General features: G+C 52.2%; 23 protein-coding genes. 17 read left to right on the plus strand and 6 right to left on the minus strand.

Features of this window, described 5'->3' with window-relative positions; translation table 11 throughout:
* Positions 1 to 123 precede the first annotated feature (123 nt).
* Positions 124 to 1,605, plus strand: a complete 1,482-nt coding sequence (locus tag MUB23_RS02940; protein ID WP_244798693.1) for a xylulokinase — start codon at positions 124 to 126, stop codon at positions 1,603 to 1,605.
* Positions 1,606 to 1,646: 41 nt separating this feature from the next.
* Here the strand turns inward: MUB23_RS02940 and MUB23_RS02945 are convergent, their stop codons facing one another.
* A complete protein-coding gene (locus tag MUB23_RS02945) occupies positions 1,647 to 2,435 on the minus strand; it encodes a DeoR/GlpR family DNA-binding transcription regulator (protein ID WP_244798694.1) in 789 nt (262 codons plus the stop codon).
* Positions 2,436 to 2,573: 138 nt separating this feature from the next.
* On the opposite strand from MUB23_RS02945, the gene MUB23_RS02950 reads away from it, so the two are divergent.
* A complete protein-coding gene (locus MUB23_RS02950) occupies positions 2,574 to 4,073 on the plus strand; it encodes a M81 family metallopeptidase (protein ID WP_244799029.1) in 1,500 nt (499 codons plus the stop codon).
* Positions 4,074 to 4,094: 21 nt separating this feature from the next.
* Positions 4,095 to 4,790, plus strand: coding sequence for an MgtC/SapB family protein (locus tag MUB23_RS02955; RefSeq protein WP_244798695.1), 696 nt, complete (start codon positions 4,095 to 4,097; stop codon positions 4,788 to 4,790).
* Positions 4,791 to 4,888: 98 nt separating this feature from the next.
* On the opposite strand, the gene MUB23_RS02960 is transcribed toward MUB23_RS02955, so the two are convergent.
* Together MUB23_RS02960 and MUB23_RS02965 are read right to left on the minus strand one after the other, a co-directional pair.
* A complete protein-coding gene (locus tag MUB23_RS02960; protein ID WP_244798696.1) occupies positions 4,889 to 6,202 on the minus strand; it encodes an alkaline phosphatase family protein in 1,314 nt (437 codons plus the stop codon).
* 200 nt (positions 6,203 to 6,402) lie between these two features.
* A complete protein-coding gene (locus MUB23_RS02965) occupies positions 6,403 to 7,512 on the minus strand; it encodes a histidine phosphatase family protein (RefSeq protein ID WP_244798697.1) in 1,110 nt (369 codons plus the stop codon).
* 446 nt (positions 7,513 to 7,958) lie between these two features.
* On the opposite strand from MUB23_RS02965, the gene MUB23_RS02970 reads away from it, so the two are divergent.
* The 7 genes from MUB23_RS02970 to MUB23_RS03000 all read left to right on the plus strand — a co-directional run bounded on the left by MUB23_RS02970 (position 7,959) and on the right by MUB23_RS03000 (position 15,389).
* Complete coding sequence (locus MUB23_RS02970) at positions 7,959 to 8,822, plus strand: carbohydrate ABC transporter permease (protein ID WP_244798698.1); 864 nt, start codon at positions 7,959 to 7,961, stop codon at positions 8,820 to 8,822.
* Positions 8,819 to 9,685 carry a carbohydrate ABC transporter permease gene (locus tag MUB23_RS02975; protein ID WP_244798699.1) on the plus strand — a complete coding sequence of 289 codons (867 nt, stop codon included), beginning with the start codon at positions 8,819 to 8,821 and terminating at the stop codon, positions 9,683 to 9,685. Before MUB23_RS02970 ends, MUB23_RS02975 begins: the two co-directional genes overlap by 4 nt.
* A gap of 53 nt (positions 9,686 to 9,738) precedes the next feature.
* Entirely contained in the window at positions 9,739 to 11,151 is a 1,413-nt protein-coding gene (locus MUB23_RS02980) for an extracellular solute-binding protein (protein ID WP_244798700.1), read from the plus strand.
* A gap of 331 nt (positions 11,152 to 11,482) precedes the next feature.
* Complete coding sequence (locus MUB23_RS02985) at positions 11,483 to 11,983, plus strand: TRAP transporter small permease (RefSeq protein WP_244798701.1); 501 nt, start codon at positions 11,483 to 11,485, stop codon at positions 11,981 to 11,983.
* Positions 11,977 to 13,263: a TRAP transporter large permease gene (locus tag MUB23_RS02990; protein ID WP_244798702.1), complete on the plus strand. Its 1,287-nt coding sequence runs from the start codon at positions 11,977 to 11,979 to the stop codon at positions 13,261 to 13,263. The genes MUB23_RS02985 and MUB23_RS02990 overlap by 7 nt, the downstream gene beginning before the upstream one ends.
* 60 nt (positions 13,264 to 13,323) lie before the next feature.
* Entirely contained in the window at positions 13,324 to 14,472 is a 1,149-nt protein-coding gene (locus MUB23_RS02995; protein ID WP_244798703.1) for a TRAP transporter substrate-binding protein, read from the plus strand.
* 17 nt (positions 14,473 to 14,489) lie between these two features.
* Positions 14,490 to 15,389 (plus strand): alpha/beta hydrolase, encoded by a 900-nt coding sequence (locus MUB23_RS03000; protein WP_244798704.1) that lies wholly within the window; start codon positions 14,490 to 14,492, stop codon positions 15,387 to 15,389.
* A 70-nt stretch (positions 15,390 to 15,459) separates the two neighbouring features.
* Here the strand turns inward: MUB23_RS03000 and MUB23_RS03005 are convergent, their stop codons facing one another.
* The 3 genes from MUB23_RS03005 to MUB23_RS03015 all read right to left on the minus strand — a co-directional run bounded on the left by MUB23_RS03005 (position 15,460) and on the right by MUB23_RS03015 (position 17,912).
* On the minus strand, positions 15,460 to 16,350 hold the full coding sequence (locus tag MUB23_RS03005; RefSeq protein ID WP_244798705.1) for an alpha/beta hydrolase: 891 nt from the start codon (positions 16,348 to 16,350) through the stop codon (positions 15,460 to 15,462).
* 70 nt (positions 16,351 to 16,420) lie between these two features.
* Positions 16,421 to 17,359, minus strand: a complete 939-nt coding sequence (locus MUB23_RS03010; protein ID WP_244798706.1) for a LysR family transcriptional regulator — start codon at positions 17,357 to 17,359, stop codon at positions 16,421 to 16,423.
* The gene (locus MUB23_RS03015; RefSeq protein ID WP_244798707.1) at positions 17,352 to 17,912 is read right to left on the minus strand and encodes a PadR family transcriptional regulator; all 561 of its coding nucleotides are present in this window, start codon (positions 17,910 to 17,912) and stop codon (positions 17,352 to 17,354) included. Before MUB23_RS03015 ends, MUB23_RS03010 begins: the two co-directional genes overlap by 8 nt.
* Positions 17,913 to 18,097: 185 nt before the next feature.
* On the opposite strand from MUB23_RS03015, the gene MUB23_RS03020 reads away from it, so the two are divergent.
* The 7 genes from MUB23_RS03020 to MUB23_RS03050 all read left to right on the plus strand — a co-directional run bounded on the left by MUB23_RS03020 (position 18,098) and on the right by MUB23_RS03050 (position 25,832).
* Positions 18,098 to 18,598 (plus strand): hypothetical protein, encoded by a 501-nt coding sequence (locus MUB23_RS03020; protein WP_244798708.1) that lies wholly within the window; start codon positions 18,098 to 18,100, stop codon positions 18,596 to 18,598.
* 30 nt (positions 18,599 to 18,628) lie between these two features.
* Positions 18,629 to 19,705: a HAMP domain-containing protein gene (locus tag MUB23_RS03025; protein ID WP_244798709.1), complete on the plus strand. Its 1,077-nt coding sequence runs from the start codon at positions 18,629 to 18,631 to the stop codon at positions 19,703 to 19,705.
* Positions 19,706 to 19,737: 32 nt separating this feature from the next.
* Positions 19,738 to 20,907 (plus strand): helix-turn-helix transcriptional regulator, encoded by a 1,170-nt coding sequence (locus tag MUB23_RS03030; protein WP_244798710.1) that lies wholly within the window; start codon positions 19,738 to 19,740, stop codon positions 20,905 to 20,907.
* Positions 20,908 to 21,101: 194 nt separating this feature from the next.
* Complete coding sequence (locus MUB23_RS03035; protein ID WP_244798711.1) at positions 21,102 to 21,605, plus strand: TRAP transporter small permease; 504 nt, start codon at positions 21,102 to 21,104, stop codon at positions 21,603 to 21,605.
* The gene (locus tag MUB23_RS03040; RefSeq protein WP_244798712.1) at positions 21,599 to 22,885 is read left to right on the plus strand and encodes a TRAP transporter large permease; all 1,287 of its coding nucleotides are present in this window, start codon (positions 21,599 to 21,601) and stop codon (positions 22,883 to 22,885) included. The genes MUB23_RS03035 and MUB23_RS03040 overlap by 7 nt, the downstream gene beginning before the upstream one ends.
* A gap of 65 nt (positions 22,886 to 22,950) precedes the next feature.
* The gene (locus MUB23_RS03045; protein WP_244798713.1) at positions 22,951 to 24,123 is read left to right on the plus strand and encodes a TRAP transporter substrate-binding protein; all 1,173 of its coding nucleotides are present in this window, start codon (positions 22,951 to 22,953) and stop codon (positions 24,121 to 24,123) included.
* A gap of 230 nt (positions 24,124 to 24,353) precedes the next feature.
* Positions 24,354 to 25,832, plus strand: a complete 1,479-nt coding sequence (locus MUB23_RS03050) for a carboxylesterase/lipase family protein (RefSeq protein ID WP_244798714.1) — start codon at positions 24,354 to 24,356, stop codon at positions 25,830 to 25,832.
* Positions 25,833 to 25,844 lie beyond the last annotated feature (12 nt).

Genomic DNA, 25,844 nt, shown 5'->3' on the forward strand with positions numbered 1-25,844 from the left:
TCACATATAAAACAACAAAAACAGTCAAAATCATGTTGCGATATCAAAAAAACTATGATATAATTCCATAAACAAATGAAAGAAGTAAATAGATCGTCTTCAAGTAAGAGAGGAGGGAGAGATTTGGAGCAGGAAGTGGTTATTTCGTATGATTTCGGAACAAGCGGTGTCAAAGCGGCGGTCATCGACCGGAAGGGAAGGGTTCTTTGCACATCCGTGCGGCAATATCCATTGCAGACAAGGAAGACGGGATGGGCGGAACAAAGGCCAGAGCATTATTGGCGGGCGGTATGTGAGGCGACAAAAGCCGTGTTGGCTCAAAATACCGATGCAGTTCTTTCAGCTGCCGGTATTGTCTGCTGCTCCCAGTGGAAAGGGATTATTCTGATCGGACGCGAAGGACAAATCCTGTATCCCTGCATCACCTGGCTGGACGCCAGAGCAGGAAAACAGGCGGAAATTTTGAATCGGAAAATGAAAACCCGGGAATTTTCTGCCCAATCCTATTGGGCGAAGCTGATGTGGCTGAAAGAGAATGAAACGGAGTTCTATGAGCAGGCAGACCGGATCCTGGAGGTGAATTCATTCATCAAGTGGAAGCTGACGGGAAATTTTGCGGTGGACGCAACCAACCATTTTGCCGACTCGGAAGATCCTTCTATGAGGAAACATTATCAAGAAATCCTGGAAGCTGCCGGATTGGACAGAGAGAAAATTCCTCCGATTGTGCCCGTTGAATCGGTGGTTGGACAGGTTACGAACACCGCGGCGGAGGAGACCGGGCTGAAAGCCGGAACACCGGTATTTGCCGGGTGCGGAGATATCCCGGCGATTGCCATGGGAATCGGATGTGCGGAACCGGGTGAAAGCCACGCCTATTTTGGCACTTCCGGGTGGCTGGGAGTGGTGTCGGCGCCGGGAAAAACCGAACACGTGATGGCACGCTCCGCCCTGCTCCCCGGACGGGAAATCCTTTTAAACACCATGCAGACTGTGGGAATTTCTTTGGACTGGACGATCGGACTTTTTTATCCCCAGGAATGGGAACAAAAGGGAAAGGAGATTTATCCTCTGCTGGAAAGTGAGCTGCAGAAGGTGCCCCCCGGTTCTCAGGGGCTCTTTGCCCTTCCCTGGCTGAATGGAGAACTGCCGCCGTTCTCGGAGTTTGCCAGGGCGGGATTTATCAACGCCTCCGCAGTCCATGGCCGGGCAGATTTCGTCCATGCAATGATGGAGGGCATCTGCTGCAATATGCAGTGGCGAAAGTTGGAGTGCGAAAAAGCCTCCGGAGAGCCGGTCACAACTCTTCGGATCACCGGCGGAGGGGCCGGCGGAAATCATTGGATGCAGATGCTTGCCGATATCCTGGGGATTCCGGTCCAGGTGCCGGAAAGCCACCGGCATACCGGGGCGGTGGGGGCTGCTTTCTGCGCTTGGGTGGGACTTGGATATTACGAGGATTTCCGGGAATGCGGACGTCAGGTGGAAATTGAACGGGAATACGTTCCAAGAACCAGCCGCAAGGCTTTCTATCAAGAGCTTTGCGGCCGATATCTGGAACTTTTCCAGTATCTGGAGAAGCTTTTTCGAAATGTGAATTCCTGAAAAGCTGCTTTCACAGAGCGGCGGATGAAAGGCGGATGCCCTTACGGAGTGTCCAGGTTTTCCGGAAGGTCAGCAAGGATCAGGGAAATCCCCAATTCCTGGATTCCACGGACGTACTCTTCAGACAGATTCTTGTCGGAGACGACAATATCAATATCCTTTAGGCTGCACTCCGAGGCAAAGGCATTGACTCCGAATTTATTGCTCTGGGCCACCAAAATGACGGTTTTCGCCCGTTCCGTAATCATTCGGATGAATTCGGCATCATCGCTGCTGTAGTCGGAGATGCCGTTCTGGAAGGTAATCCCTCCTGCGCTGATGAACGCTTTATCTACATAGTATTTGCTCAGCGTGTCGCGGACGGTGTAACCGGTGATATTCAGTTCATCATGATTAAGGCGGCCGCCCAGGATATGGACATCCACCTCAGTCCGGATCAGCTCCATGATGATGGGAATGGCGTTGGTGATCACGGTGATATTCGATTTTTGCTTTAAATTTTTAGCAACCTCCAGCACAGTTGAGCCCATTCCTAAAAGGACGGAATCCCCGGTGCTCACCAGCTCGGCGGCGGCCTGGCCGATCGCGGCCCGTTCTACATAGCCCAGTGTGCCCTGGTCTGTGTAGGCAATGGAATCGGCAGAGGAGTTTTCTTCAAAGACAGCGCCTCCGTGGATTCGTTTCACCAGATTTTGGTCTTTCAAATATTCCAGATCCCGGCGCGCGGTTTCGTGGGAAACATCGAAACGCTTGACGATCTCGGTGATACTGATGATTTTATTTTGTTTTAAATATTCCAGTATTTGATTTTGGCGTTCTTTCGCAAGCATGAACAGAGGCCTCCGGATAATATTTTTGTGCGGTAAGTTCAGTATAATGGAAAAAAACGCGGGGCGCAAGTGTGAATCCGCGATTGCATCCGATCTCCGGAGAAAAAGTGAAAATTAGAGGAAGGTTGTGTGTTAGAAATGAAGATTATAATCGGTGAGTTCCGGCAGGAATCCAATTCTTTTAACCCGGTGACGGAGAAGTGGGAAGATTTTTTCCGCTGCGGGATCTATGAAGGAAAGCAGATGGAAGAGGCGTTGAAAGGAGAGCCCTGCGCGGTTAACGGCATGTTTCAGGCGGTTGAGGAGGCAGGCGGAACCTATGTGCCTGCTGTCTCGATGAACGGGGACAGCGGCGGGATTGTGGATCAGGAGGTTGTGAAGGTCTTCCTGGATAAGACATTGGCGGTGCTGGATAAGGAAATGCCGGTGGACGGGGTGTTCTTATCCCTTCACGGAGCGACTCAGACCGTGGAGTGGGAAGATGGATGCGGGGAAATCCTTTCCCGCATTCGGGAGAAAGCGGGAGAGCGCGCGGTAATCGCGGCTTCCTGTGACCTGCACGCGAATGTGACGGAGCTGATGTGGAAAAGCGCGGACTTTATCTGCGGCTATCACACATACCCCCATGTGGATTTTTATGAAACCGGGTATCGCGCTGCCAGGCTGGGAATTCAGGCTATCCAGGGAAAAAAGCTGGCGATGGTGCGCTCGGAACTTCCGATGATCGTTCCGGCCAGCAGCTATACGACGCTGCGCGGCAGTTTTGCGGAGCTGATGGAAAAGGGAGACTGGATGGTGAACCAGGGAAGGATCACGGACTATTCGATTTTTCAAATGCAGCCCTGGCTGGATGTATCCTGCGGCGGCTCTGCGATTTTAACGATTGGAGAAGAACCGAAGGAGGCGGAAGAATGCGCGCGTTGTTTGGCGGAGCAGTTGTGGGAGATCCGTCACAGCTTCCGTTCCTCTTTGCTGTCTGTGTCCGAAATCTGCCGGATCGCACAAAAAAATCAGAGCGGGAAGCCAGTGATATTGGTGGATTCTTCTGATTCCACCAATGCCGGAGCCTGCGGAGACAGCGCTGTTGTTTTGCGGGAGATCCTGGCGGAGGGCGGGAATTTGAAAACTGCTTTTTACTTGAATGATCCGGCTTTGGTGGAGGACGCGTTTCGGGCAGGAGTCGGAGCAGAGAAAGAATTCGTAGTCGGCGGCTCGGTCTCCGGAAAAAGGGGGCTTTCCGCCACGGTCACCGCTGTGGTCCGTTCCCTTCATGACGGACGCTTCCACCGGGAGGGCCCGGCCGGAAAAGGAATGTTATGCAACGTGGGAACCACGGCAGTGCTATCCGTGGGAGCAGTGGATCTGGTGGTCTGCCAGGCAATCGCTGCGCCAGGAGATCCCCAGCTCTACCGCCATTTTGGAATCGAACCGGGGGAATACCAGCTGGTCGTGGTCAAAGCCTGCACATCCTACCGGGCTTCCTATGAGGGGATGGCGGCCGGAATCTATGAAGCGGATACAGCCGGCGCGGCAGCCGTGAATCTGGATAAGCTTATGTTCCGCCGGCTGCCCAAAACCTTTTTTCCTTTTACCAACCAGGAGCTTGGACCAGTTTTGTGCAGCGTAAACTGTGATTAATTGGATGAAGGAAGAGTGGAAATGGAAGGATTGATATTGGCGGGGGAGGAAATGCTGGAGCTGAACGGATTGACGGTCCTGTTTCGGCTGACCCTTTCTCTTTCCTGTGGAGCGCTGCTGGGATTTGAGCGTTTGCGGAAGCGACGCGGAGCCGGAGTCCGCACCTATATCCTGGTCTGCATGGCTTCCGCCATGGTGATGATGACCAGCCAGTTTATTAACCAGAACCTGCCCTATTCAACGGATACGGGCCGAATGGGGGCGCAGGTGATCAGCGGGATCGGCTTTCTGGGAGCGGGAACCATCCTTTTGACGGGGCAGCATCGCATTCGGGGAATTACAACGGCGGCTGGGCTTTGGGTGTCGACCTGCATTGGGCTGGCCCTTGGCATTGGATTTTATTTTGGCGGGATCAGCCTGTGTATATTCAGTTTTTTTACAATGACGGCAATCGGGGTGTATCAGGATTGGTTTATGCGTCACAGCAAACGGATGCAGATTTATTTAGTCCTGGAAGATGTGGAAAGTATGGCAAAATTTATGTGCTATGTCAGGCAGCATGAGATGGTTATTCTGGATTTTGAGATCATGAATACCGGGGAGGCAGGGGCGATCGGGATGACTTGCCTGGTGAAGGCAGAGAGAGGGCTCAGCCATGGGGAGATGTTTTCCCGGCTGAAAGCCTGTCCGGAAATCTGGCTGATGGAGGAATTTTGAGAGGAGAAGCATACCGTATGTCCTGCGTTTTCTTTGGCGGCATAGGAGTACGGCAAAAGACCGGCAGCCCTTATGAGCGGGCGCGCCGGTCTTTTCTTTTATCTCAACAGTTCGGACATGCAGGTCCCCTCCGCGTCGGGCAACTCAGCTCCCAGAATTTTAGCAAAGGTAGGGGCTTCGTCAATGATCTCACCCCGTTCCAGACGGGCGCCGGCCCGGAAGGCGGGACCCCTGCCTAAAAATACGGGCTGCGGGCCTTTTTCCGGTTGATAGCCGTGGGTAGCCTTTCCCAGCCGGTAATCCGTCAAATCAATCGGATTTAAAACCGGTTCCTCCCAGGAATCAGCAAAAGCGCTGTATCCGTCGGTCTCCGCCAGGAAGGAGAACGGGCCGTACAAACCGTATCGTCCCTTTACCTCCTCCGCGGTTTGGATCTGTTCAAATCCCCATACGCCGTCGTCAGCCAGCTTATTCAGATATTCAAATACCTGACGGTGAAGTTCCGCGTCCTTAGGGTCTTTGAGATAGACGGAGAAAGACATTCCATTGGACTGGGCAAAGGCGCGCCAGGACCGGACGGTGCCGTCGGCGTTCCGGTCGATAAATCCGCCGCGGCAAAGTAGAACATTTGGTTTGATCCGTCTTACAAAATCCAACTGGCCATGGTCGCTGAGAAGCACAAAGTTGGTCGTCTCATAGATACCGGCGTCTTCCATGGCCGCCGTCAGTTCGCCCAGCCATTCATCCAGATAGTCCAGGCAAAGCGAATTGTGCTCGGTGAAGAGCCCGTAACGGTGCCGGGTGGTATCCATGTAACAGTTATGGATCAGCAGTAAATCCGGCTGATAGCGGCGGATCATCGAGCAGGCACATCCATTGATGAAATCGTCAAAGGTGGTATCTTTCGATAAAATTTCTTTGGTATGATGGACGGGAAAACGGTCCAGATTGTCCTTCACTGCCTTTAAAGCATCTTCACTGGCTCCTTGACGGGCAAAGCCGTCCAGGATGGATTCGCCGGGATCCGGAAAAAAATATTCGTTGATCAGATAGTCAATATTGGGGTTGTTCCCCATGACCGGCCAGTAAACAGAAGCGGTGGTGCACCCCGCCCGTTTGGCAGCGGCATAGATGTCTTCGGCCTGAATCAGATCGGAGGACAGCAGCCAGTTTACTTTTCCGTCGTTAACAGTTTGAAAGGACGTATTCGAGATAATGCCGTGTTTTCCGGGACGGCAGCCGGTGGCAATGGACACATGAGCCGGATAAGTCAGACTGGGGTAGACCGTGCGGATATGTTCCACTTCCGCACAATCTGCCATGAGACGGGAAAAATTTGGCTTGGTGCGCAGATATTCCAGATCTTCATGGACTAGCGCGTCCATCGAGTAAACGAGCAGTTTCTCCTTCATAGGTAGGTGCCCTCCTTGATATTTTTTCGCAATCCTGGAAGCTGAGACAATAGAATTATCGTAATTATAATTCTGGTGTGGGAATATGTCAATAATTATTGCAAAATACCAAATTTGGATAAGGGGAAATGTGAAGGTCGCAAAAATAGAAATTCGAATGCAGGAGGATATTACTCGGAATTTGTTCCTGACATAATCCGTCAGTACACCGGGCCTTCCGTTCCAGGCACCGTGATGGCGAGGCGGTAATAGCCGTTATCCTCCGGCTCAAAACAAAAACGTGTCAATAGCTCCCTTTGAAACGGGCAGGCCGGCTCACGGAGGCGGAGAAAACGTTTCCCGCGGCGGCGGAAGAAGTCAATCGCTTCCCCCAGCTCCTGCAAAAAATACCCTTGGGGTTTTAATTCCTCCTCCAAGGCGAGAGCGGCCACGATCCCACAGTCTGGGCGGTATGGGTCTTCCTTCAGGACCAGCATCCCGCAGACGCGGTTTAAAAGGCGGGCGAATAGGATCTGGTATGGCTCGATGGTTTCAGCTGAGGATAAAAACGCCGGATTCTGGGCGGAAAGAGCGTTTTCTTCCTTCAGACGAGACAGCCAGGCCTTTATCTTACCGGATTCGGCTTGGGGATCTGCGAGAGAGAAGGCGAGATTTGTGTCTGCACTCCTGCCGGTGTATTGAGTTCTCCGTAGGTTGGGGGGAAGATGGGAACTATCGTTGATGAAAACAACGTTCCAGGTGCCGGAATCCTCCACCTCCACCAAGGTGACGGCGGTGTTGTCGCCGCTTTTGATTCTTTCATAATAGCTGATATCCTGACCGAGCAGGGTGGTCAGCATACAGGTCAGGAGACAGGAATGGGTGACCGCAACCACGACTCCTCCCTGGTTTTCGTGGGCCATTCTTCGCAGGATCTCTATGCCCCTTTCGGCGACAGTGGGGAAAGGGTCCGCGCCGGGGATTTGATGTGTCCAAGGGGTGGCCGTCCAGATTTTCCAGAGGTCCGGATACCGGCAGGCAATCGTTCCCAGGCTGTAGCCTTCCCAGGTGCCGATGGTGTACTCCCGCAGGAGCATGCGGAGCTGGACGGGAAGTCCCTTCCTGCGGGCCAGCGGCGCAGCTGTCATTCTGGCGCGGTAGGAATCGCTGCTGTAGACAGCGGTAACGGCTATCGATTGAAAACGGTCGGCCAGAACTTCCGACTGCAATATCCCTTTTCTTGTGACGATTCCGTCAAACTGTGCATGATTCCGGCGGCAGGCGTTGCCTTCGGATTCACAATGGCGGACAAAATAGACTTGTGTTTTCATGGGACCTCCTCTCAGCAGACAAAAACATAGGAAACAAAGGCGCGTTTCCTGAATTATAGTGCGATAGGGCCAGAGGTGTCAATGGAAAATCAACTAAATAAAAAATAAATGACCGTTTGTGTGCACAATCCAACATTAATGTGGGCTGAAGTGCTTGCCAAATTGATATATGAGGAAAAAAATAAGGGATAATTCGATAATTAACAAGAAAACGGTCATAATATTGTTGCAAAAACCAACACTACGTGCTATACTAGCCGTAATAAGAGAAGCGATGAAAAGAAAGATGAATTTTTAGACAAAGGGAGGAACCGAATGAAGAATGCAGCGTTTCAATCCCGTGTGGATCCAGGCGATTCTGGACGGATGAGGCGGAAAGACAGAAAACCGCCGGCGGAGCGGAACCGCCTGAATAAAACAAAAAATGTGTGGAAAGGAAGTGTCATATGAATCAAATTCGAAAAAGAAAACCGCTGCCCTATCTGCTGTTGCTGCCGATGGTACTGCTATTTACCACCTTTACTTTTTACCCTTTTTTGAGAAGCATTTTTTTGTCTTTTTTTGTTACTGACCCCCTGGGGAACCCGGCGACCTTTGTCGGACTGAGGAATTATGAACGGGTAATGACCACCAGCGGTTTTTCCAAATCGATTCTATCTACGGTTAAATTTGCCTTGATGGTAGGAGTAGGGACTTTTTCTCTGGCTATGGTGCTGGCGCTGCTCTGCATTAAACCTCAGAAAGGAAGCCGGATTTATCAGACCATGTACTCCCTCCCCATTGCCGTTGCTTCGGTGCCGGTTTCTGCTTTGGCTTCTTACATATTGTCAAAGTACGGTATTCTCAATCAAATCCTCGGAACGGACATCGCCTGGCTGTCAACGGAAGCGACCGCTTTGGCGGCATGCGCGGCCGTCACGATATGGTCCGGGGTTGGAACCAGCTTTATTTTTCTTTTAGTGGGATTCAGAAATGTACCGGATGAATTGCTGGAATGCGCCCGGCTGGACGGGGCCGGATCCATCCGCCGAATTATCCATGTCATCCTTCCCCTGGCGTCCCCCCAAGTTTTCTTTGTGATATTTTTAAACATTGTAAATTCTTTTAAGGCATTTGCCATCATTAAGCTCCTGACGCAAAAAGGGCCGAACGACTCCACCAACATCTTGGTTTACGCGATATATTCCAACGCTTTTTTGCGCGGACGGTTTGAGACAGCCTGTGTATACTCCCTTGTACTGTGTGCAATCATTTTTGTGGTCACCAGAATACAGCTTCTCTGTGAGAAAAGGATGGTGCATTATCAATGAAAATCGAGAAGAATTCCCATATAGTAACGGCAGCGGCGCCCAAACGGAAATGGAAGGAGAGAGCCGGTTTCTTGTTTAAATTCCTTCTGGGCCTTTTCTTTATTTCCCCGTTGCTGATCGGCTTTGTGTTCAGCTTTGTACCATCCGAATATTTAAATAATTTGCCGGCCCTGCAAACGATTTTAGACAATCTGACTCTGGATAATTACCGCTTTATATTGGACTATATTCCGATCTTCCGGTTCTTAAGCAATTCGTTCATCGTGTGCGCGATTATTATCCTGGTTCAGGTGCTTTTTTCAAGCTTTGCTGCCTACGCCTTTTCCTTTTTTAAATTTCGGGGCAGTAAGTTGCTGTTTCAACTGATCCTGGTCGCCATGATGATACCGGCTGAGGTCACGGTGATCGCCAATTACCTGACGATTCAGAACTGGAATTTGATCAATACCTACATCGGGCTGTGCGCGACCAGTCTTTTAGGGGGAACTTCCATCTTTATGATGCGCCAGAGTTATATGCAGATTCCAAAGGAATTAAAGGAAGCGTCCCTGGTGGACGGCTGCGGAGACATGCGGTTTTTGTTTAAAATTGCCATGCCTTTGACGATACCGACCATTGCCTCTCTGGCGATTTTCCTGTTTATTTCCGCCTATAATATGTACTTTTGGCCTATGCTGATCGCTCAGAATACGGATATGCAGACGATCCAGATTGGGATGGCTATGCTGGTCGGAACGGAAAACGTGGAGTACGGCCATGTGTTGGCCGGGGCCATGATCAGCATTATAATCCCGATCGCCGCATTTATTATTGGCCAGGATTATTTGATCAAAGGAATGACCTCCGGCGCAGTAAAAGGATAAGAGGGGGCCGTACCGGTTCCCATCTAAATAAAATAAGAAAGTGAGGAAAAAGTATGAGAAAAAAGATCTGGACCAAGGCGGCAGCAATTTTGACGGCAGCCCTTGTCTTGACCGGCTGCGGAGGAAGCCCGGCCTCCACCACAGCAGCGGCCAATGCCACGGATGCGCCTGCGGGGACTACGGCGGCCCCTCAGACGGAAACAGGAAAACCCTCCTCCGGAACCACAGAACTGAATATGTGGAGCGTTTGGACCGGAAGCGGAGGGGAAGCTATTCAAAAAATGGCGGACGAGTTCAACGCTTCCCAGTCGGAATACAAGGTGAATGTAACCTATTCCGGCTCTTACGCGGAGACTCTGGCGAAATTCCAGGCATCCTCGGCAGGATCCCGGCCGGATATGGTGATGGTCTCCACGGAATCCGCTGCTCTATTCTTTGACAATCCGGATTACTATACGCCGATTGCCAAATATGCGGAGGAAGATTCCTATGATATGTCAGGGATATTTAACAATCTGAAGGCATCTTATACGGATACGGAAGGAAACTGGCAGTGCCTGCCCCTGGGGAACACGGTCGTTGGTTTCTTCTATAATAATGAAGTCCTTCAAAAAGCGGGAGTGGACCCGGCTTCCCTGAACAGTTATGAAGAGATCGAGGCAGCCTGCCAGAAATTGGCGGACGCCGGAGTCCAGTATCCGTTCGTGCTGGTCCAAAATTCGATCTACTACACGTTCCCTCTGACGGCGGAAGGAATCGACTATGTAGACAATAACAATGGAAAAGACGGATGTCCGACCAAATGTCTGCTGGACGAGGAACCGGCCGCTACGGCGACGGCAAAGTATTTTCAGTTTATTAAGAATCTTTCTTCCAAGAACCAGTTGGCCCCCTATGATCTGGATGCGGCCGACACCCGCCAGATGTTTGTAAACGGGGACGCCGCGATTATGATGGCCACCTGCTCCGGTCTGAACGCCATCGGCGAGCTGGCTCAGTGGAACCTGGACTTTGGTTTCCATGTGGCCCCGACCATCTCAAAGGGCGTGGAAAATAAAGGCCAGTGCACCGGCGGCGGAGTCTTATTTATCGCCAACAATGGGGACGAGAACAAGGACCGCGGAAGCTGGGAATTCATGAAAACGATGATGGAGCCGGAAAATACGGCTGCGTTTGCGATGGCCACCGGTTATCTGCCCATCAATCAGCAGGGCGCGGACACAGCGGAATATCAGAAGTTCGTGGAAGAGAAGTTCCCCACGGCAAAGGATGCCATGGCGGCGCAGATGGCAACTGGGGAGGATGTTTACAATGCGATTTTGCCAATGTTCAGCGATTTCCATCAGATTGTCATGGATTATATGGCAAAGGTGGTTAATGAGCCGGAATATACGGCGGATCAGGCTACAGCAGATATGGCGGCGGATATCAACGAGTGCATTGAGCTGTACAATTTAAGTAAGTGATTCCGGAGGCGGGAGCGGTTGAAAGGCCGTTTCCCTTCCGGACCAAAGATGGCAGGAAAGAAACCGGGAGACCGCTCTGACTTTGGGGAGCGTCTTCCGGTTTTTTGTGCCCGATGGCAGTCTATCCTTCGGTGAATTTGTTATTTCTCTCTTCTGTCAGCAAAAAATTCGCAAGTCTATCACTTGCTTTTATCAATGAATAACCAAGAATCATGAAGATAAAAAAGAAAATAAAAAATGAGCATAAAGTGATTGACAAAAAATGATTAATAATTATAATAAAAGTATGTAATGATAATAACTAGTTATATAATGAGGAAGGGAGAAAACAATGAAGAAAGTGATTTCCTGGCTGGATTACAATCTGGAAGAAGTGATCCTATTGGTTCTGCTCGGAATAATTTCTGTCACCATGATGCTGCAGATCATCATGCGCTATCTGTTCAGTTCCCCGCTTTCGTGGGTGGAAGAGCTTTGCCGGTACTGCTTTGTCTATTCCGGTATGATCAGCGCAGGATACTGCCTGCGGCGGCGTGTCGGAATCCGGGTGGACCTGGTGGTGAACTTTTTGCCGAAGGCTCTGCAGATCGTGGTAGAGTATCTGAGCCGTGTGCTGATGATCACGATGTACGGATACATGGCCTACAGCTCCATTGAGCTGATTCGCACGACGACGACTCTGAGCAGCGCGATGCAGCTTCCCATGCAGTACGTGTACCTGGCGATTCCGATCGGCCTGGGGCTGGGCGTGCTCCGCGGGATTCAGGATGTCATCCTGTACACGAAAGAGTTAATGCAGAAAGGGAAGAAGGAGGACGCAGAAGTATGTTAGGAACCGTATTTGCCGTATTTGTTGTACTGCTTTTCCTGGGAATCCCGATTGCCGGGGCGATCATGATCCCGACGATTCTGCCGTCTTTGGTTCTGCCGGCCTTTGCCGGAAACATGAAGTTCCTGCTCCGCGCCGTTGTGTCCGGGCTGGACTCCACACCGATTTTGGCGATCCCGCTCTTTATGCTTTCCGGCGCGATCATGGCAAAAGGCGGAATTTCCAAGAAGCTATTTGACATTTTCGCCATGTTCATCGGCAAGGTAACGGCCGGAATGCCCTGTGCCGTTGTCATCACCTGCCTGTTTTATGGGGCGATCTCCGGTTCCGGCCCAGCCACCGTGGCGGCTGTCGGCGCCATGTGCATCCCGGTTTTGATTGAATTGGGGTATGATAAGAAATTCGCGGCGGCTATCGTTGCGACCGCCGGAGGACTGGGCGTCATCATCCCGCCGAGTATCCCGTTCATCATGTACGGCGTGACCACCGGCGTATCGGTCGGCGAGCTCTTTATCGCCGGTATTGTCCCTGGATTTCTGATTGCCTTCTGCCTGATGTTCTACTGCTGGATTTACTGCAAGCGGAATGGGGAGGACAAGGAGAGAATCGCGGCCAATCATAAAGCGCTGAAAGACAAGGGAATGTTCAATGTCCTGAAAGAAGGCTTTTGGGCGCTGCTGACCCCGGTCATCATCCTGGGCGGCATTTACAGCGGAGCCGTGACCCCTACGGAGGCGGCCTGCGTGTCGGTGTTCTATGCGATTATCGTCAGCGTCTGGATCTACAAGACCATGCGTCTGCGCGATGTGATTACATATATGAAGGATGCGGTGAAGAGTTATGCGCCGATCTGCCTTCTGATTGCTTTCGCCATCGCATTTGGCCGGGTGCTGGTACTTTTAAAAGCTCCGGAACTGATTTCCGATTTTATCACCACTACCTTCTCAACGAAGTACGCCTTCCTAATCGTGCTGAACCTGGTCTTGCTGCTGCTGGGAATGTTTATGGATACGGCGTCGGCCATCGCGATTCTGGGCCCGATTCTTCTTCAGACCGCGGAGAGCATGGGGATCAACGGCGTCCAGTTCGGCGTAATCCTGGTGACGAACCTGGCGGTTGGCCTGGTCAGCCCTCCCATTGGCATCAACTTGTTTGTGGCGGCGCCTTTGGTCGGAGAGTCCTCATGGACGGTCGGGAAACATGCGCTTCCGTTCATTGGATTTTTCCTGATCGCCCTGCTGCTGATCACCTTCATTCCGGCGATTTCGCTGGTATTGCTGTAAACGCGTGATTCCGGCGGATTATTCCGCCGGATAACATAGATAAGAAAAGGAGAAGAAAGTATGAAAACAAAACGTATGGCTGCAATGTTTTTGGCATTTGGCATGGCTTTTTCCATGGTGAGCTGCGGAAGTTCGGGGGATACCACGACTGCGGCTGCCGGAACCACGGCGGCAGGGACGACTGCGGCTGCCACCACGGCGGCTGACGGCACCACAGCGGCGGAAGGTGCGACCACGGCAGCCGGTTCTGAGGCAGCCGGCGCAGGAAACGTGGAGATCACCAGCACCGACAAGGTGACGATCATCTGGTCCCACAATGCGCCGGAGAGCTCCAACGGACATCAGACCGCACTGAAATTTAAAGAGCTGGTGGAAGAGCGCAGCAACGGCAACATCACCGTAGAAGTGCATCCCAACGGCGAGCTGGGAACCGTTCCGGAGAACGATCAGGCGCTGCGTGACGGTACGATCCAGATGAACAGCGGAACCTCCGGCGGCTTGGTGGATATGTCTTTGTCCTACTTCGACGCCCCCAACATGGTAGCCGACGAGGCTGCTGCTATGGAGCTTTTTGGCCGCGGAACCGAGATGCGCCAGGAGACCGAGAAGCGTTATGAAGCCCTTGGCATGAAGGTTCTGTCCTTTGTACCGGTCGGCTTCCGTGTCACCAGCTCCAACAAAGAGATCCGCTCTTATGATGACCTGAAAGGCCTGAAGATCCGTACACTGGAGAACCCGGTTCCGATCGCTTACTGGCAGGCATGGGGCTGCAGCCCGACTCCGATCGCTTTCTCCGAGCTCTACATTGCCCTGCAGCAGGGCCTGGTGGAAGCCGAGGAGAACACCTACGACACCATCGTTTCCTCTAAGCTGTATGAGCAGCAGAAATACATCGTTAACACCAACCATGTGGTAATGTGGGGCGGTATGTACATGAATCTGGATTTCTGGAACAGCCTGCCGGCGGATTACCAGGCGCTGATCGAGGACATCTGTGCCAATGAGATTGACGACTATCAGTTCAACGTAGCGAAGGAAGCCAATGAAGCTGCAATCCAGACCATGAAGGACGCCGGACTGGAAATCATCGATCTGCCGGAAGCAGATCTGGTGAAGATGAGAGAAGAGGCAAAGCCTGCTTACGATATGATCCGTGAATCGGTCGGCGACGAACTGATGGATAAACTGGAAGCCGCTCTGGCGAAATAAAAATTGGGGGAGAGAAAATGAAGTTAAATCTGCACCCACATTATGAAATTTTGGCCAGTGCGGACATGAAAAAGGCGCAGGAAGTCCTGCGCCGGTATGACAAACCGGAAGGGCTGACTCTGATTGACCGGACCATTCCGGGACCAGAGGGCGCGCCGGACATTGAAATCCGGATCTTTAAGCCGGAAGCCGCTCCGGCCGGCACCCCGATGATTATGGATGTTCACGGCGGCGGCTTTATGGGCGGAGATTACCTGATGGACGGCAACCGCTGCACCCATCTGGCGATGAATATTCCGGCCATCGTGGTAGCCTTGAACTACCGCCTGTCCCCGCAGAACGTTTTCCCGGCGGCGCTGATGGACTGCCTGACCGTGTGGAACTGGATGTATGAGAACGCGGAAGAACTCGGCGGCGACAAGGACCGGATGGGACTGTTCGGCACCAGCGCCGGAGGAAATCTCTGCGCTGGCCTGGCCTTCTATATCCGGGATCACGGCGGTCCGAAGATCACATTAAACGCTCTGAATGTGCCGGCGGTGGGCCTTGGGCCCAGCCGTTCGGCCGAGCAGATGCGCTACGGTGCGCCGGTGCTCAGCGGAGATAATCTGTCCTTTGCCTTTGAGAAATATCTGGGCGGCTTTGACGGGACGATTCCCTCCTACTATGCCGTGCCGAATATGGCGGTGGATTTTTCCAACCTGCCGCCTACCGCATTGATCTTAGGAGAGTATGATCCGCTTCGGGATTTTGGTCTGGAGTATGCGGATAAGCTGATGAACGACGCCGTACCGGTGGAGCTTTACCTGATGCCCCGCGTCGGCCATGGCTTCGACGGGGTGAACGACGCCCCGATGACCCAGTGGATCCGGGACGGCCTGGTGCTGTCCTTCCAGAGAGAGTTTGGCATGCTGTAAGTTTGGCATACAAAACAGACGCCGGTCTGTGGAGAGGATCCACAGACCGGCGCTTGTACTGAAATCGGAATTACAGATGAGCATCAAAAAAATCCAGCACCTGCCGGCAGTTATCCTCCGACTTCAAATGAGGATCACTGTGCACAAATCCTTCCGGAAAGTTGGTTTGAATCCGGCCGGGTCCGGCGATTCGGCGATACGCATCTGCAAATTCATAGCTCTGGGTGACGGGTACGACGGTATCCTTTGTGCCGTGCTGTAAAAACAAGGGCGGGGCCTCCGGCGTAATGTAATAATAAGGGGAGGCAAAACGGGCCAGTTCCGGGTCTTTGGACGGATCCTTACCGAGAAAAATGGTCTCCATGCAGTGGGGCCCCTCCGTGTCGTAATCCGGCGAAAGGGCCAGTTCCCGAAATTGGGGACCGGAGATTCCCAGCCGGGTCGGCGGATAGTTGGCAGCTACCGCTTGGATCCGGCTGGAGATATCCGGGTATTCCGGCTGGGGAGCGTCAAAAAATGGATGCTTCCAGGTCAAGGCGGCCATAAGGGAAAGGTGTCCGCCGGAGGAATTGCTCCAGAGCCCAAAACGCTCCGGATCAAGCCGGAGTTCTTCCGCGTTCTGTCTCAGAAAGCGGATTGCAGCCTTTACCTCAAAGATCTGGCGTGGGAATTTCTCCTCTCCGCTGCTGGTGCAGCCGATGCTGGCGTAAGCATAGCCCCGCGAGACGGCGGCAGAGAGAGAATTTCCGAGATGATGGCTGCTGAGACCGGTAAAATACCAGCCGCCTCCGCTGACACTTAAGATCAGCGGGAGAGGGTGGGCGACGGATTCCGGGTAGTAGAGGTCCATCGGCAGAGTGCGGCCATCCCCAGTGGGAAAGGGGATGGCTTTTTTTTGATTCCGGATTCCCGACGTATCCAAAGGCGCATGGGAGTGTGGGATTGTGGTGTAGTGCTTCATTGACCGTTTCCTTTCTATACGACTCTGCTAAGTTTATCGGATCGGCTTCGTTAAGTGTCATCGGAGCCGATTATTCATAAAGATTCATGTCGGTCATCTGTTCATAATTATCGCAGAAAATCTGGATAAACGCCTTCATATAAGGGGGAAGATACGCTCCTTTTCTGGTCAGAAGACAAAACTCGTACTGCGTGTCCGGCGCTTCTAAGGAGAGGTATCGGATGTTTTTCCCTCCCCGTATGTAGCGCAGCGGGACTTCCGGGGAAAAGGTGCAGCCAAGACCGCAGGATACCGAGGCAAGGGCTGTCTCCAGGGTTCTGGCTTTCATGGAAAGATCCCAGCGGACATGGTTGGAATCAAGAAGCGTATCGGCAAATTGGCGGATACGATGCCCCCGTTCCAGCATGATAAATCCCAGGCCCTCCATCTGAGACGGGGAGATGACCGGGTATTTCCGATCCGGATCCTGCCGGGCTTCCTGGCAGAGCGGATGGCCGGCGGGAACCGCCAGCACGTATTCCTCATTGGTGATCTTGTTATAGAGAAAATCATCCTTTTGCTTCGTGATATTCACCGCGATCACGTCTAAGGAAAGGTTTTTCAGAGCTTCTTCCAGCTGATTGCTTCCATTCTCATGGAGCGCAATATCAATAGATGGAAATTTTTTCTTGTATTCCGGGATCACGGAAAAAATCGTATAAGGGCAGCGGATGCTGGGCACGCCGATGCGGATGCGTCCCATGTCCATCTGGGCGATGTCGTGGATGGTCGTCATCATTTTTTTCTGAATGGACAGAATCTGTTCCGCATGTTCCATATAACATTCTCCGGCATAGGTAAGAACCAGGCGGTTTCCGATCTTCTGGAACAGCTTGGTGCCGATCTCGGCTTCTTCCTTTTGCAGGAAACGGGTCAGGGCGGGCTGGGAGATTCCCAGTTCTACCGCTGCTTTGGAGAGGGTGCCTGCTTTGGAAATGGCGGAGACGTATTCATATTCCCGGTTATTCATGGGTGGGATCCTCCTTTCCCGCAAAGGCGTCACGGCAGAGCGCAAGCCAATTCAGATACGCGCCCTCCCGCATCAAAGCCCCCTGTAAAACCAGATAATCTCCGTGCTCCGGGGTCCCGAAAGGCGGCGTTTCCGGAAAGTGCCGGCCGGTCTCTTTTAACGCCTCCAGACGGGCTGTATGCTGTCTGATCTGGCTGTCCAGAAGGCGGAGGTACTCGGAAGAAGTCAGGGATTCCGAATAGTAGGTCCGGAGCCGGAACACGTCTTTGGGGGTGGGGTCCAGCGGCTCGTCGGACCGCAGCCAGCTCTTAAAATCCGCTTCACCGAGAGGGGTCAGGGAATAGACCTTTTTTTCCAGTTTCTCTCCCTGAATGACGGTTTCATAGGTGATCAGGCCTTCTTCAAGAAGGCGTTTTAGTTCCGGGTAAATCTGGCTGTGGCGGGCATGCCAGAAACTGGCCAGCGCATTGTCGCTGAACTCGCGTGAGATGTCGTATCCACTGATCGGTCCCCGCTTGATCAGGCCCAGCATGGCATATTTCAATGTTCGCATACATTCTCCTTCTGAAAAACATCTGCGGTGGAAGATGGATTTACGGAAGGCAGATGTTTTTTATTACTTTTAATTATAACTTCTTTTCGTTTATATGTCAAAGTGTATGAAGAATATGGATAGCGGATTGACAGAAAAAGGCGAATGAAGTAAACTAAAAGAAGATCTTGAAGGGAGATATCCATATGAACCGAAAATTTAAGCCGGGAAAACGTTTGATGAAAATGAAGAACCTGGCTATTGTAGCCTGTTTGATTGTGGTATTTGTGTTTTATTTTATCTACCGGTATTTATTTGAGGCGACTTTTCCTCAGTTTGTGGGCCTGCCGATGGTCATTTTGTTTATCCTGTTCGGCGTGCTGGTCTACAAGGGCGTTACTTATTTTTATAAGAAGTACGCGGATGGAACCTATTATATCGTCACCGACGACGCCCTGGTGGTCGGCGTTGGGAAATCGGAAAAGAAATACGCCTGGAACCGGTTTAAGAAAGCCAGCCTGAGCCTAAATGCGGTGCGGGCGGTTTGTCCAGTGGTGTTTCAGATCGGGGATGAGGAACTGAAACTGAACCAGTATATTGAAGATATCTATGAGCTGGTGGGGCGGATTTTGAGCCGGATCGAACCCTATGCGGAGATTGAAGAGGAGTTGAAGCAGAGGACCCAGACGATGAAAGGGATTTATTAATTTCACCGGAAGAGAAAGCAGGAGAGCGAGATGGCAGAGAGAAAGGCGAAAAGGACTTCGATCTTTCGGAGGAATACGATTTTTTCGAAGACATTTTTCGGGGTCCTGCTGTTTTCGGTTGGGATGATCGTCTTGTTTTACGCTGTGATGAATTGGACGATGGTGAAACACCACCGGGAGCAGCTGGGGACGGCCAGCCTGAATATGCTTCACCAGGCTTCGGAATCCATGGATCTGACCGTGGAAGTGCTGGCGCAGGAGATGACGCAGGTCTTGTGGAGCAGTGATTTTGTCGATTATATGATCAACCCGCTGATGGTCGTTCAGGAACGGGATTACCGGCTGATCCGCCAGCTGAAGAGCTGTGCCGACGGAAACGGCCTGATTAAAAAAGTGTTCTTCTATTCTCCGATTTCCAAGAAAATCTATCAGAATATCTATTCCATTGAATCAGCGGATGAATTTGAGGATTGGTATATCCTGGACAAGTATTTTGAGACGAGTCATTCGATGCAGACCAATGAGACCCGGACTCGGACCGAGCTGATGAATTATGCCGACCGGCTGTTTTTGATTCAGGATCTGGATATCGCAAGCCATATCGGCACACTGGTCTATGAGCTGGACAAAGAGGCCCTGAGCGACCGGCTGTTTGAGAACGGAGAATCGGCGATCCTGGTCTATGACAATACTTATACCAGGGCCTTTGTCCAGAACGGGGACGAATCCATCCCCTGGTCGGATCCGGACCTGTTTTTAACCTATGAGAATGCAGACGATCAAATGGCGACGCAGGTTTCCGGCTATTACCGCTATGTTTCCAATTACAATGGCTGGAACTATCTGCTTCCGATCGACAGCGCAGGCCTGAGTATTTCGTTCCAGCAGGTCGTGCTTTCCTATTTCCCGATCTTTTTAATTTCCCTTGTGGTGGGGATCGGATTTGCCTGGTATATCAGCCGGACCATCTACCGGCCGATCAACCGCCTGATGCACCTGGTCAGCCATCCGGAAGAGAAAAAAGGACGGCCCCAGGTGAATGAAGCGGATTTTCTGGAAGACGTGTATTCCCATGCCATGGCAAATTCCGCCATCTGCAGCAGATGATGTCGTCTATCGCCCCGGAGGTGCTGGAAGCCATGCTGAAAAATCTGCTGGTGGGAAAGCATCTTTCGGAAAAGCGGGTGGTGGAAATCCTGGAGGGCGTGGGGACACCTTTTTCGCTTTACAGCCGCAGCTTTGTCCTGGTCTGTCAGATTGAGGAGCCGAAAGAGCGGGAAATCGACGATACCGAAGTCAACCTCTACCTGCTGGCGATCCGGAATCTGGCAAGCCGCCTTTCCGACGATGTCTGCCGGGTCTATGATGTGCGTACCGAGAAGCTGACCGTAGCCCTGATTTTCTGCTTTGAGGAGCAGCATCCGATTGTCTCCGTAAAGCGGAAATTTGCCGAGGCGCAGAAGATTCTTCAGACCAATGTGGAGGTCCTGCCCTTTGGCCTGCTCTGCGAGCGCGGCAACATTTACCAGAACATTTTGGACATCCGCTATTCCTATCAGGAAGCCGTGGAGAAAATTCAGTATCAGCAATATTTGAAGGCAACACTGCCGAGTGAGATTCCGGAAGAAGAGAACATAGAGGAAAGCCAGGTGATTGACCGGGAATATTTCCGGGAGCGGGTGAAAAATGTTGTGAGCTTGGCGGAAAACGGGGAGTTGCCGGAAGCGGAGTCTCTTGCGGACCGGATTTTAGCGGAGATCGGCGGGCAGAATCCAGAACCGGAAAATTATAAGATGGCTGTGGAATTATATTTGGATGAGCTTTTGGAGCGGTGTATCGCCTACCCTTTAAGCGAGGAGGATCAGAAGGTTTTAAGTGAGCGGCACAGCGCTTTGGCGGCTGTGACCGGGCCAAAGGAGATTCAAAGCTATGTGGAGGGGGAGGAACGGCGGCTTCTGCGGATGATATTTAATTACAGCAGGAAGAACCAGTACAAATATATCGACCAGGCCAAGGAGTATATCGCGGATCACTATATGGACAGCAGCCTCTCCCTCAATGAGATCGGAGATCACATCGGAATCAGCGCCTCCTATCTGAGCGAACTGTTCAACGCCGTCACCCATGAGAAGTTCACCTCGTATCTGGCCTCATTCCGCGTGGAGAAGGCCAGACAGCTTCTCCATGCGACGAAGCTAACGATCAAGGAAATCGGGTTCCGCTGCGGCTTTAACTCGATCCAGAACTTTATCCGAGTATTCAAAAAGTGCACCAATCAGACGCCGGGGCAGTACAGGGACAGCCTGTAGAGAGGCGTGAACAAATTTCCGGAAGGATAACAAATCTTCGGAGATCCTGGAAATATGTAACATTTCCGAGAAAAAGTCCGTATACGCGCGGACTTTTTTTTGTTACTATTTTCTGCGTGAGCGGCAGGGAAACACTTGCCGGAAAACCGGCGGAGCCTAGGCCGCCGGACTAGTAGAGAGGAGGATTTCCAAAAGTGAAAAAATTTTGGAAATGGCTGGATGAAGATTTGGAAGAGACGATCCTGATGATCTTTCTCATTCTGATGTCACTGGCCATGATGGCGCAGATTGTTATGCGGTATTGTTTCGGTGCATCCATGTCCTGGCCGGAAGAATTCTGTCGGTTCTGTTTTGTGTTTTCGGGATTTTTCTCCATTGGATACTGTATCCGGAGAGGAAAAATGCTGAAGGTGGATATCCTGATGGAGCTCTTTCCCAAGGCTGTCCGCACCATTGTTGATTTGGCTGGACGCGCAGTCACCTTAGTATTCTTTTCTTACCTTACATATTACGCCTATTTAGCCATGATGAATTCGAAAAAAGGCGGAATGGTAAGCCCGGCGATGGAGATGCCGATGTGGCTTTTGTACGGCTCGGTGTTTGTGGGCTCGGCATTGGGAGTGATCCGTCAGATTCAGGATCTGTATCGCTTCTTTTTTGTCCATAAAGAGAAAAAGGAGGAAGAGAAGACATGTTAGGTGTTGTATTTGGAGTCTTTTTGGTCGCCATGGTCCTGGCGCTGCCGATGGGCGTTGCGATGGGAACCGCCACGGTGATTCCCCAACTGATGGACAGCAGCTTCCCCGGCGGGATGAATTACATCATTCAAGCCATGGTAGGAGGCCTGAACACCACGCCGATTCTGGCGATCCCTTTGTTTATGCTGTCGGGGGCGCTGATGACCCGCGGCGGAATCTCCAAAAAGCTGTTTGATATTTTTGCTATCTTTGCCGGAAAGAAAACCGCCGGAATTCCCTGCGCAGTGGTGGTTACCTGCCTGTTCTACGGCGCAATTTCCGGATCCGGCCCGGCTACGGCGGCGGCCGTCGGCGCAATGTGTATTCCGATTCTGGTGAACCTGGGATATGATAAGGTCTTTTCCGCTGCGATTGTTGCGACCGCAGGCGGACTGGGGGTTATTATCCCGCCCAGTATTCCTTTTATTATGTACGGACTGTTCACCAACACTTCGGTGGGAGACATGTTTATTGCAGGAATTCTTCCTGGCTGCCTGATTGCCTTAACAATCATGTTTTACTGCTGGATTTACTGCAAACGCAAGGGCGAAGACAAGGCGAGAATCGCAGAAAACTATGACGGACTGAAAAAACGTGGTTTCCTGAATGTTTTCAAGGATGGATTTTGGGCGGTCCTGACGCCGGTAATTATTTTAGGCGGAATTTACGGCGGTTTCGTCACTCCGACGGAAGCTGCCTGCGTATCCGTGTTTTACGCGCTGATCGTCTGCATTTTCTTCTATAAGACGATCAAAATCAAAGATATCCCGAAGCTTTTTAAAGACGCGATTGCTTCCTATGCCCCGATCTGCTTCTTGATCGCCCTGGCTCAGGGCTTCAGCCGGATTCTGATCTTGCTGAAGGCTCCGGAAGCGATTCAGTCTCTGATCTCCAACACCATGACCAGTTCCACCAGCCTGTTCCTGGTCATCAACGTACTGCTGCTGATTCTGGGCATGTTCATGGACGTAGGCGCCGCAGTTGTTATCATCGCTCCGATTCTGCTTCCGGTGGCAAAGACCTTTGGAATCGATGCGGTACATTTGGGAATCGTGATGGTGACCAACTTGGCAATTGGATTTGTAACCCCGCCTTTTGGCATGAACTTGTTTGTGGCGGCGCCTTTGGTCAATGTGCCGGTGGTTCAGTTGGGGAAGAAGGCCTTGCCATTTATCTGTTGTTTCATTGTCGCACTGCTGCTGATTACATTTATCCCGGCAATCAGCCTGTGCCTAGTATAAGTTGTTCTGCCTATCACTAGAAAATATCCGGTCATCCGGATATCGATAAAAGGAGGAAAAATGATATGAAGATGAAAAAATTAGTTTCGGCCGGCTTATGCGCGGCACTGGCCTTGTCCATGACGGCCTGCGGAGGCGGAAATGCCAGCACGACCGCAGCGGCCACGACGGCGGCTCCGGCTACCACTGCGGCAGCAGAGGCCACGACGGCTGCGGATGCGACGACCGCAACGGATTCCACCACAGCGGGAGCGGCTACGACGGCTGCAAGCGCAGGAGGAAATCTGGATTTGGTAGAAAAGATCGAGTGCGAGCCGATCGAACTGTCTCTGGGCTGCTCCGGTACGGTGGATGGCACGGTGATGGGAGACGCCATCAGCTCCGGGCTGGAAGAGATTAAGAAGTGGACCGACGGCAACTTTGTCATCAATTTTTATCCCAGCGGCCAGCTTGGCGGTGACGTTGAGCTGATCGAAGGCGCTCAGATGGGAAGTGTAGATATTTTTGTCGGCGCTCCGACCAGCCAGGTCGGCCTGATTCCGGAGCTGGCGGTTCTGGATATCGCCGGACTGTTCCCCGATGTGGCAAGCTGCAACACGGTTCTGGCGGATTTCCAGGATCAGTTTGAGACCTACTACAACAAAGCGGGACTGCATCTGCTGACGATTTTTGCTCCGGATTTCCGAATTCTCTCCTCCAACAAGCCGGTCACCACGGCTGCTGATCTGCAGGGACTGAACATTCGGACCCAGGAGAACAAGTACCACATGGCTTTCTGGAAAGAGCTGGGCACCAACCCGACCCCTCTGGCTTTTGGCGAGCTGTACATTGCCCTGCAGCAGGGGATGATGGATGCACAGGAGAATCCTTGGGCTTCTATCGTTGGCGCGAAACTGAACGAGGTACAGAAATATATCGTTGAAACCAATCACATTCCGTTTGTCAGCACCTATGTCATGAACCAGGCCAAGTATGAAGGCCTGAGCGACGGACAGAAACAGGCCCTGAATCAGTTCATTGCTTATGTACAGGATTACCAGGTATCCGGTACGGAAGCCGACGACGCCAGAATGAAAGAGATCTGCGAGAAGGATTTCAGCATTGAGGTTACTCCGGTTTCCGACGAGATTAAAGCGCTGTATCCGGCTGCAACTCAGGTTGTAATCGATATGATGAAAGAGTCGATCGATCCCGCTTTTGTGGATTCCTATGTAGCGGCTGCAAAAGCTGCACAGTAATCGGATTTCATACTGAACATAGTAAGAAGGAATCATCGCCGCCGTTCCCGTGAGGGGCGGCGGCGATTGTCTTTTCCCTGGAGAAATTTGACGGGAGGAGAAGGTCATGCTATGCTAAAAAGAAATCTGCAATTTTACCAGGATTGCGAAGCAATCGCAAGACCTGCCTCATCGTGCCGGGAAACATTTGCCGGAGGTAATCAACAAATTTAGACTTTGGGAGGAACCGAATGAGAGAGACAACAGTGGAAAATGGAAAGGTGCGGGGAATCCCCTGCGGGTGGCCCAGCATCACGGCTTTTTATGGCATTCCCTATGCCGCGCCGCCGGTCGGAGATCTGCGCTGGCGCGCGCCGCAGCCTGCGGCGGATTGGAACGGAGTCAGGGACTGTGCGCGGGCGTCTGCCAAATGCCCTCAGCTGGGTGTGGGAAAAGGCTCTTTTTTTGAGAAGGAATTTTATCCGTATGAGGAGGAGATGAGCGAGGACTGCCTGTATCTGAATGTCTGGACGCCCGCTCAGGAAAAAGAGGAAAAGCTGCCGGTGATCTTTTGGGTTCACGGCGGGGCTTTCATGACCGGTTACGGCCATTCCGCCCATTTTGACGGGGAGCATTTTGCGAGAAAAGGCGTGATCTTGGTTACGATCAATTATCGCCTGAATATTTTTGGCTGGATGGTCCATCCGGAGCTTTCGGCAGAGTCAGAGCACGGCGTATCCGGCAACTATGGCCTGCTGGACCAGATTTTTGCTCTGCAGTGGGTGAAACGGAATATTGCCTCCTTCGGAGGAGACCCGGAGAACATTACGATTGCCGGGCAGTCGGCAGGCGCGATGTGTGTGCAGGCATTGCTTTCGTCGCCTCTCACCGAGGGGCTGGCGGCGAAAGCGATCATGCAGAGCGGAGGCGGGATCACGCCCTGTGCGGATATGCGTTTCCCGACCTTAGCCGAGGCCGAGGCGCGGACGGATTTATCTTTGCTTGGCGTATCAAGCATCGAGGAGGCCAGAGCGCTTTCCTGGCAGGAGGTGCTGGAGCGATGGATGAAATCCATGCCTGGCCATGGGCTGACCCGGACGCCGGTGCAGGACGGGTATGTGCTCCCGCTGTCTTTGGATGAGGCGGCCCGCACCGGGAATTATCGGAAGATTCCCTGCCTGATGGGATACACGGAAAAAGAGGGAATTGCAGTGGCGCCGGGCTACGACGCGTTTGCCAGGCAGATGGAGGAAGAGTACGGGGCGGAGAAAGCCAAGGAATATCTGGCCCTTTGCCCGGAACCGGAGCATTTTTCCGAATTTATCCAGGAAAACTTCCGGGAGGAAGTACAGGCGGCAGCTCTCGCTTGGGCCGAGACTCTGGAAGAGCAGAAAAACGGGCCGGTCTATCTCTACTGTCTGGACCGCAAGCTCCCCGGTGATGAAAAGGGCGCCTTCCACGCGGCGGATCTATGGTACGTGTTCCAGACCTTTATGCGGGGCTGGAGGCCCTGGACCGGGGAGGACTATGAGTTGGCCCATGCCTGCAATTCCTATTGGGCCGGATTCGCCCGCACCGGAAAGCCCTGCGGCCCGGATCTGCCGGAATGGACGCCTTATACCAAGGAAAATCCTCTCACCATGGAGCTGGGGGAGCGAATCGGGATGATGGAAATTCCGGAAAACGACCGGGTTACTTTCCGGAAAGAATTTTTGCGCACGGGAAAATAAAGGGAGGAAGAA

The organism is Cuneatibacter sp. NSJ-177 (genome assembly GCF_022867805.1).
GTDB lineage: Bacteria > Bacillota > Clostridia > Lachnospirales > Lachnospiraceae > Pseudolachnospira.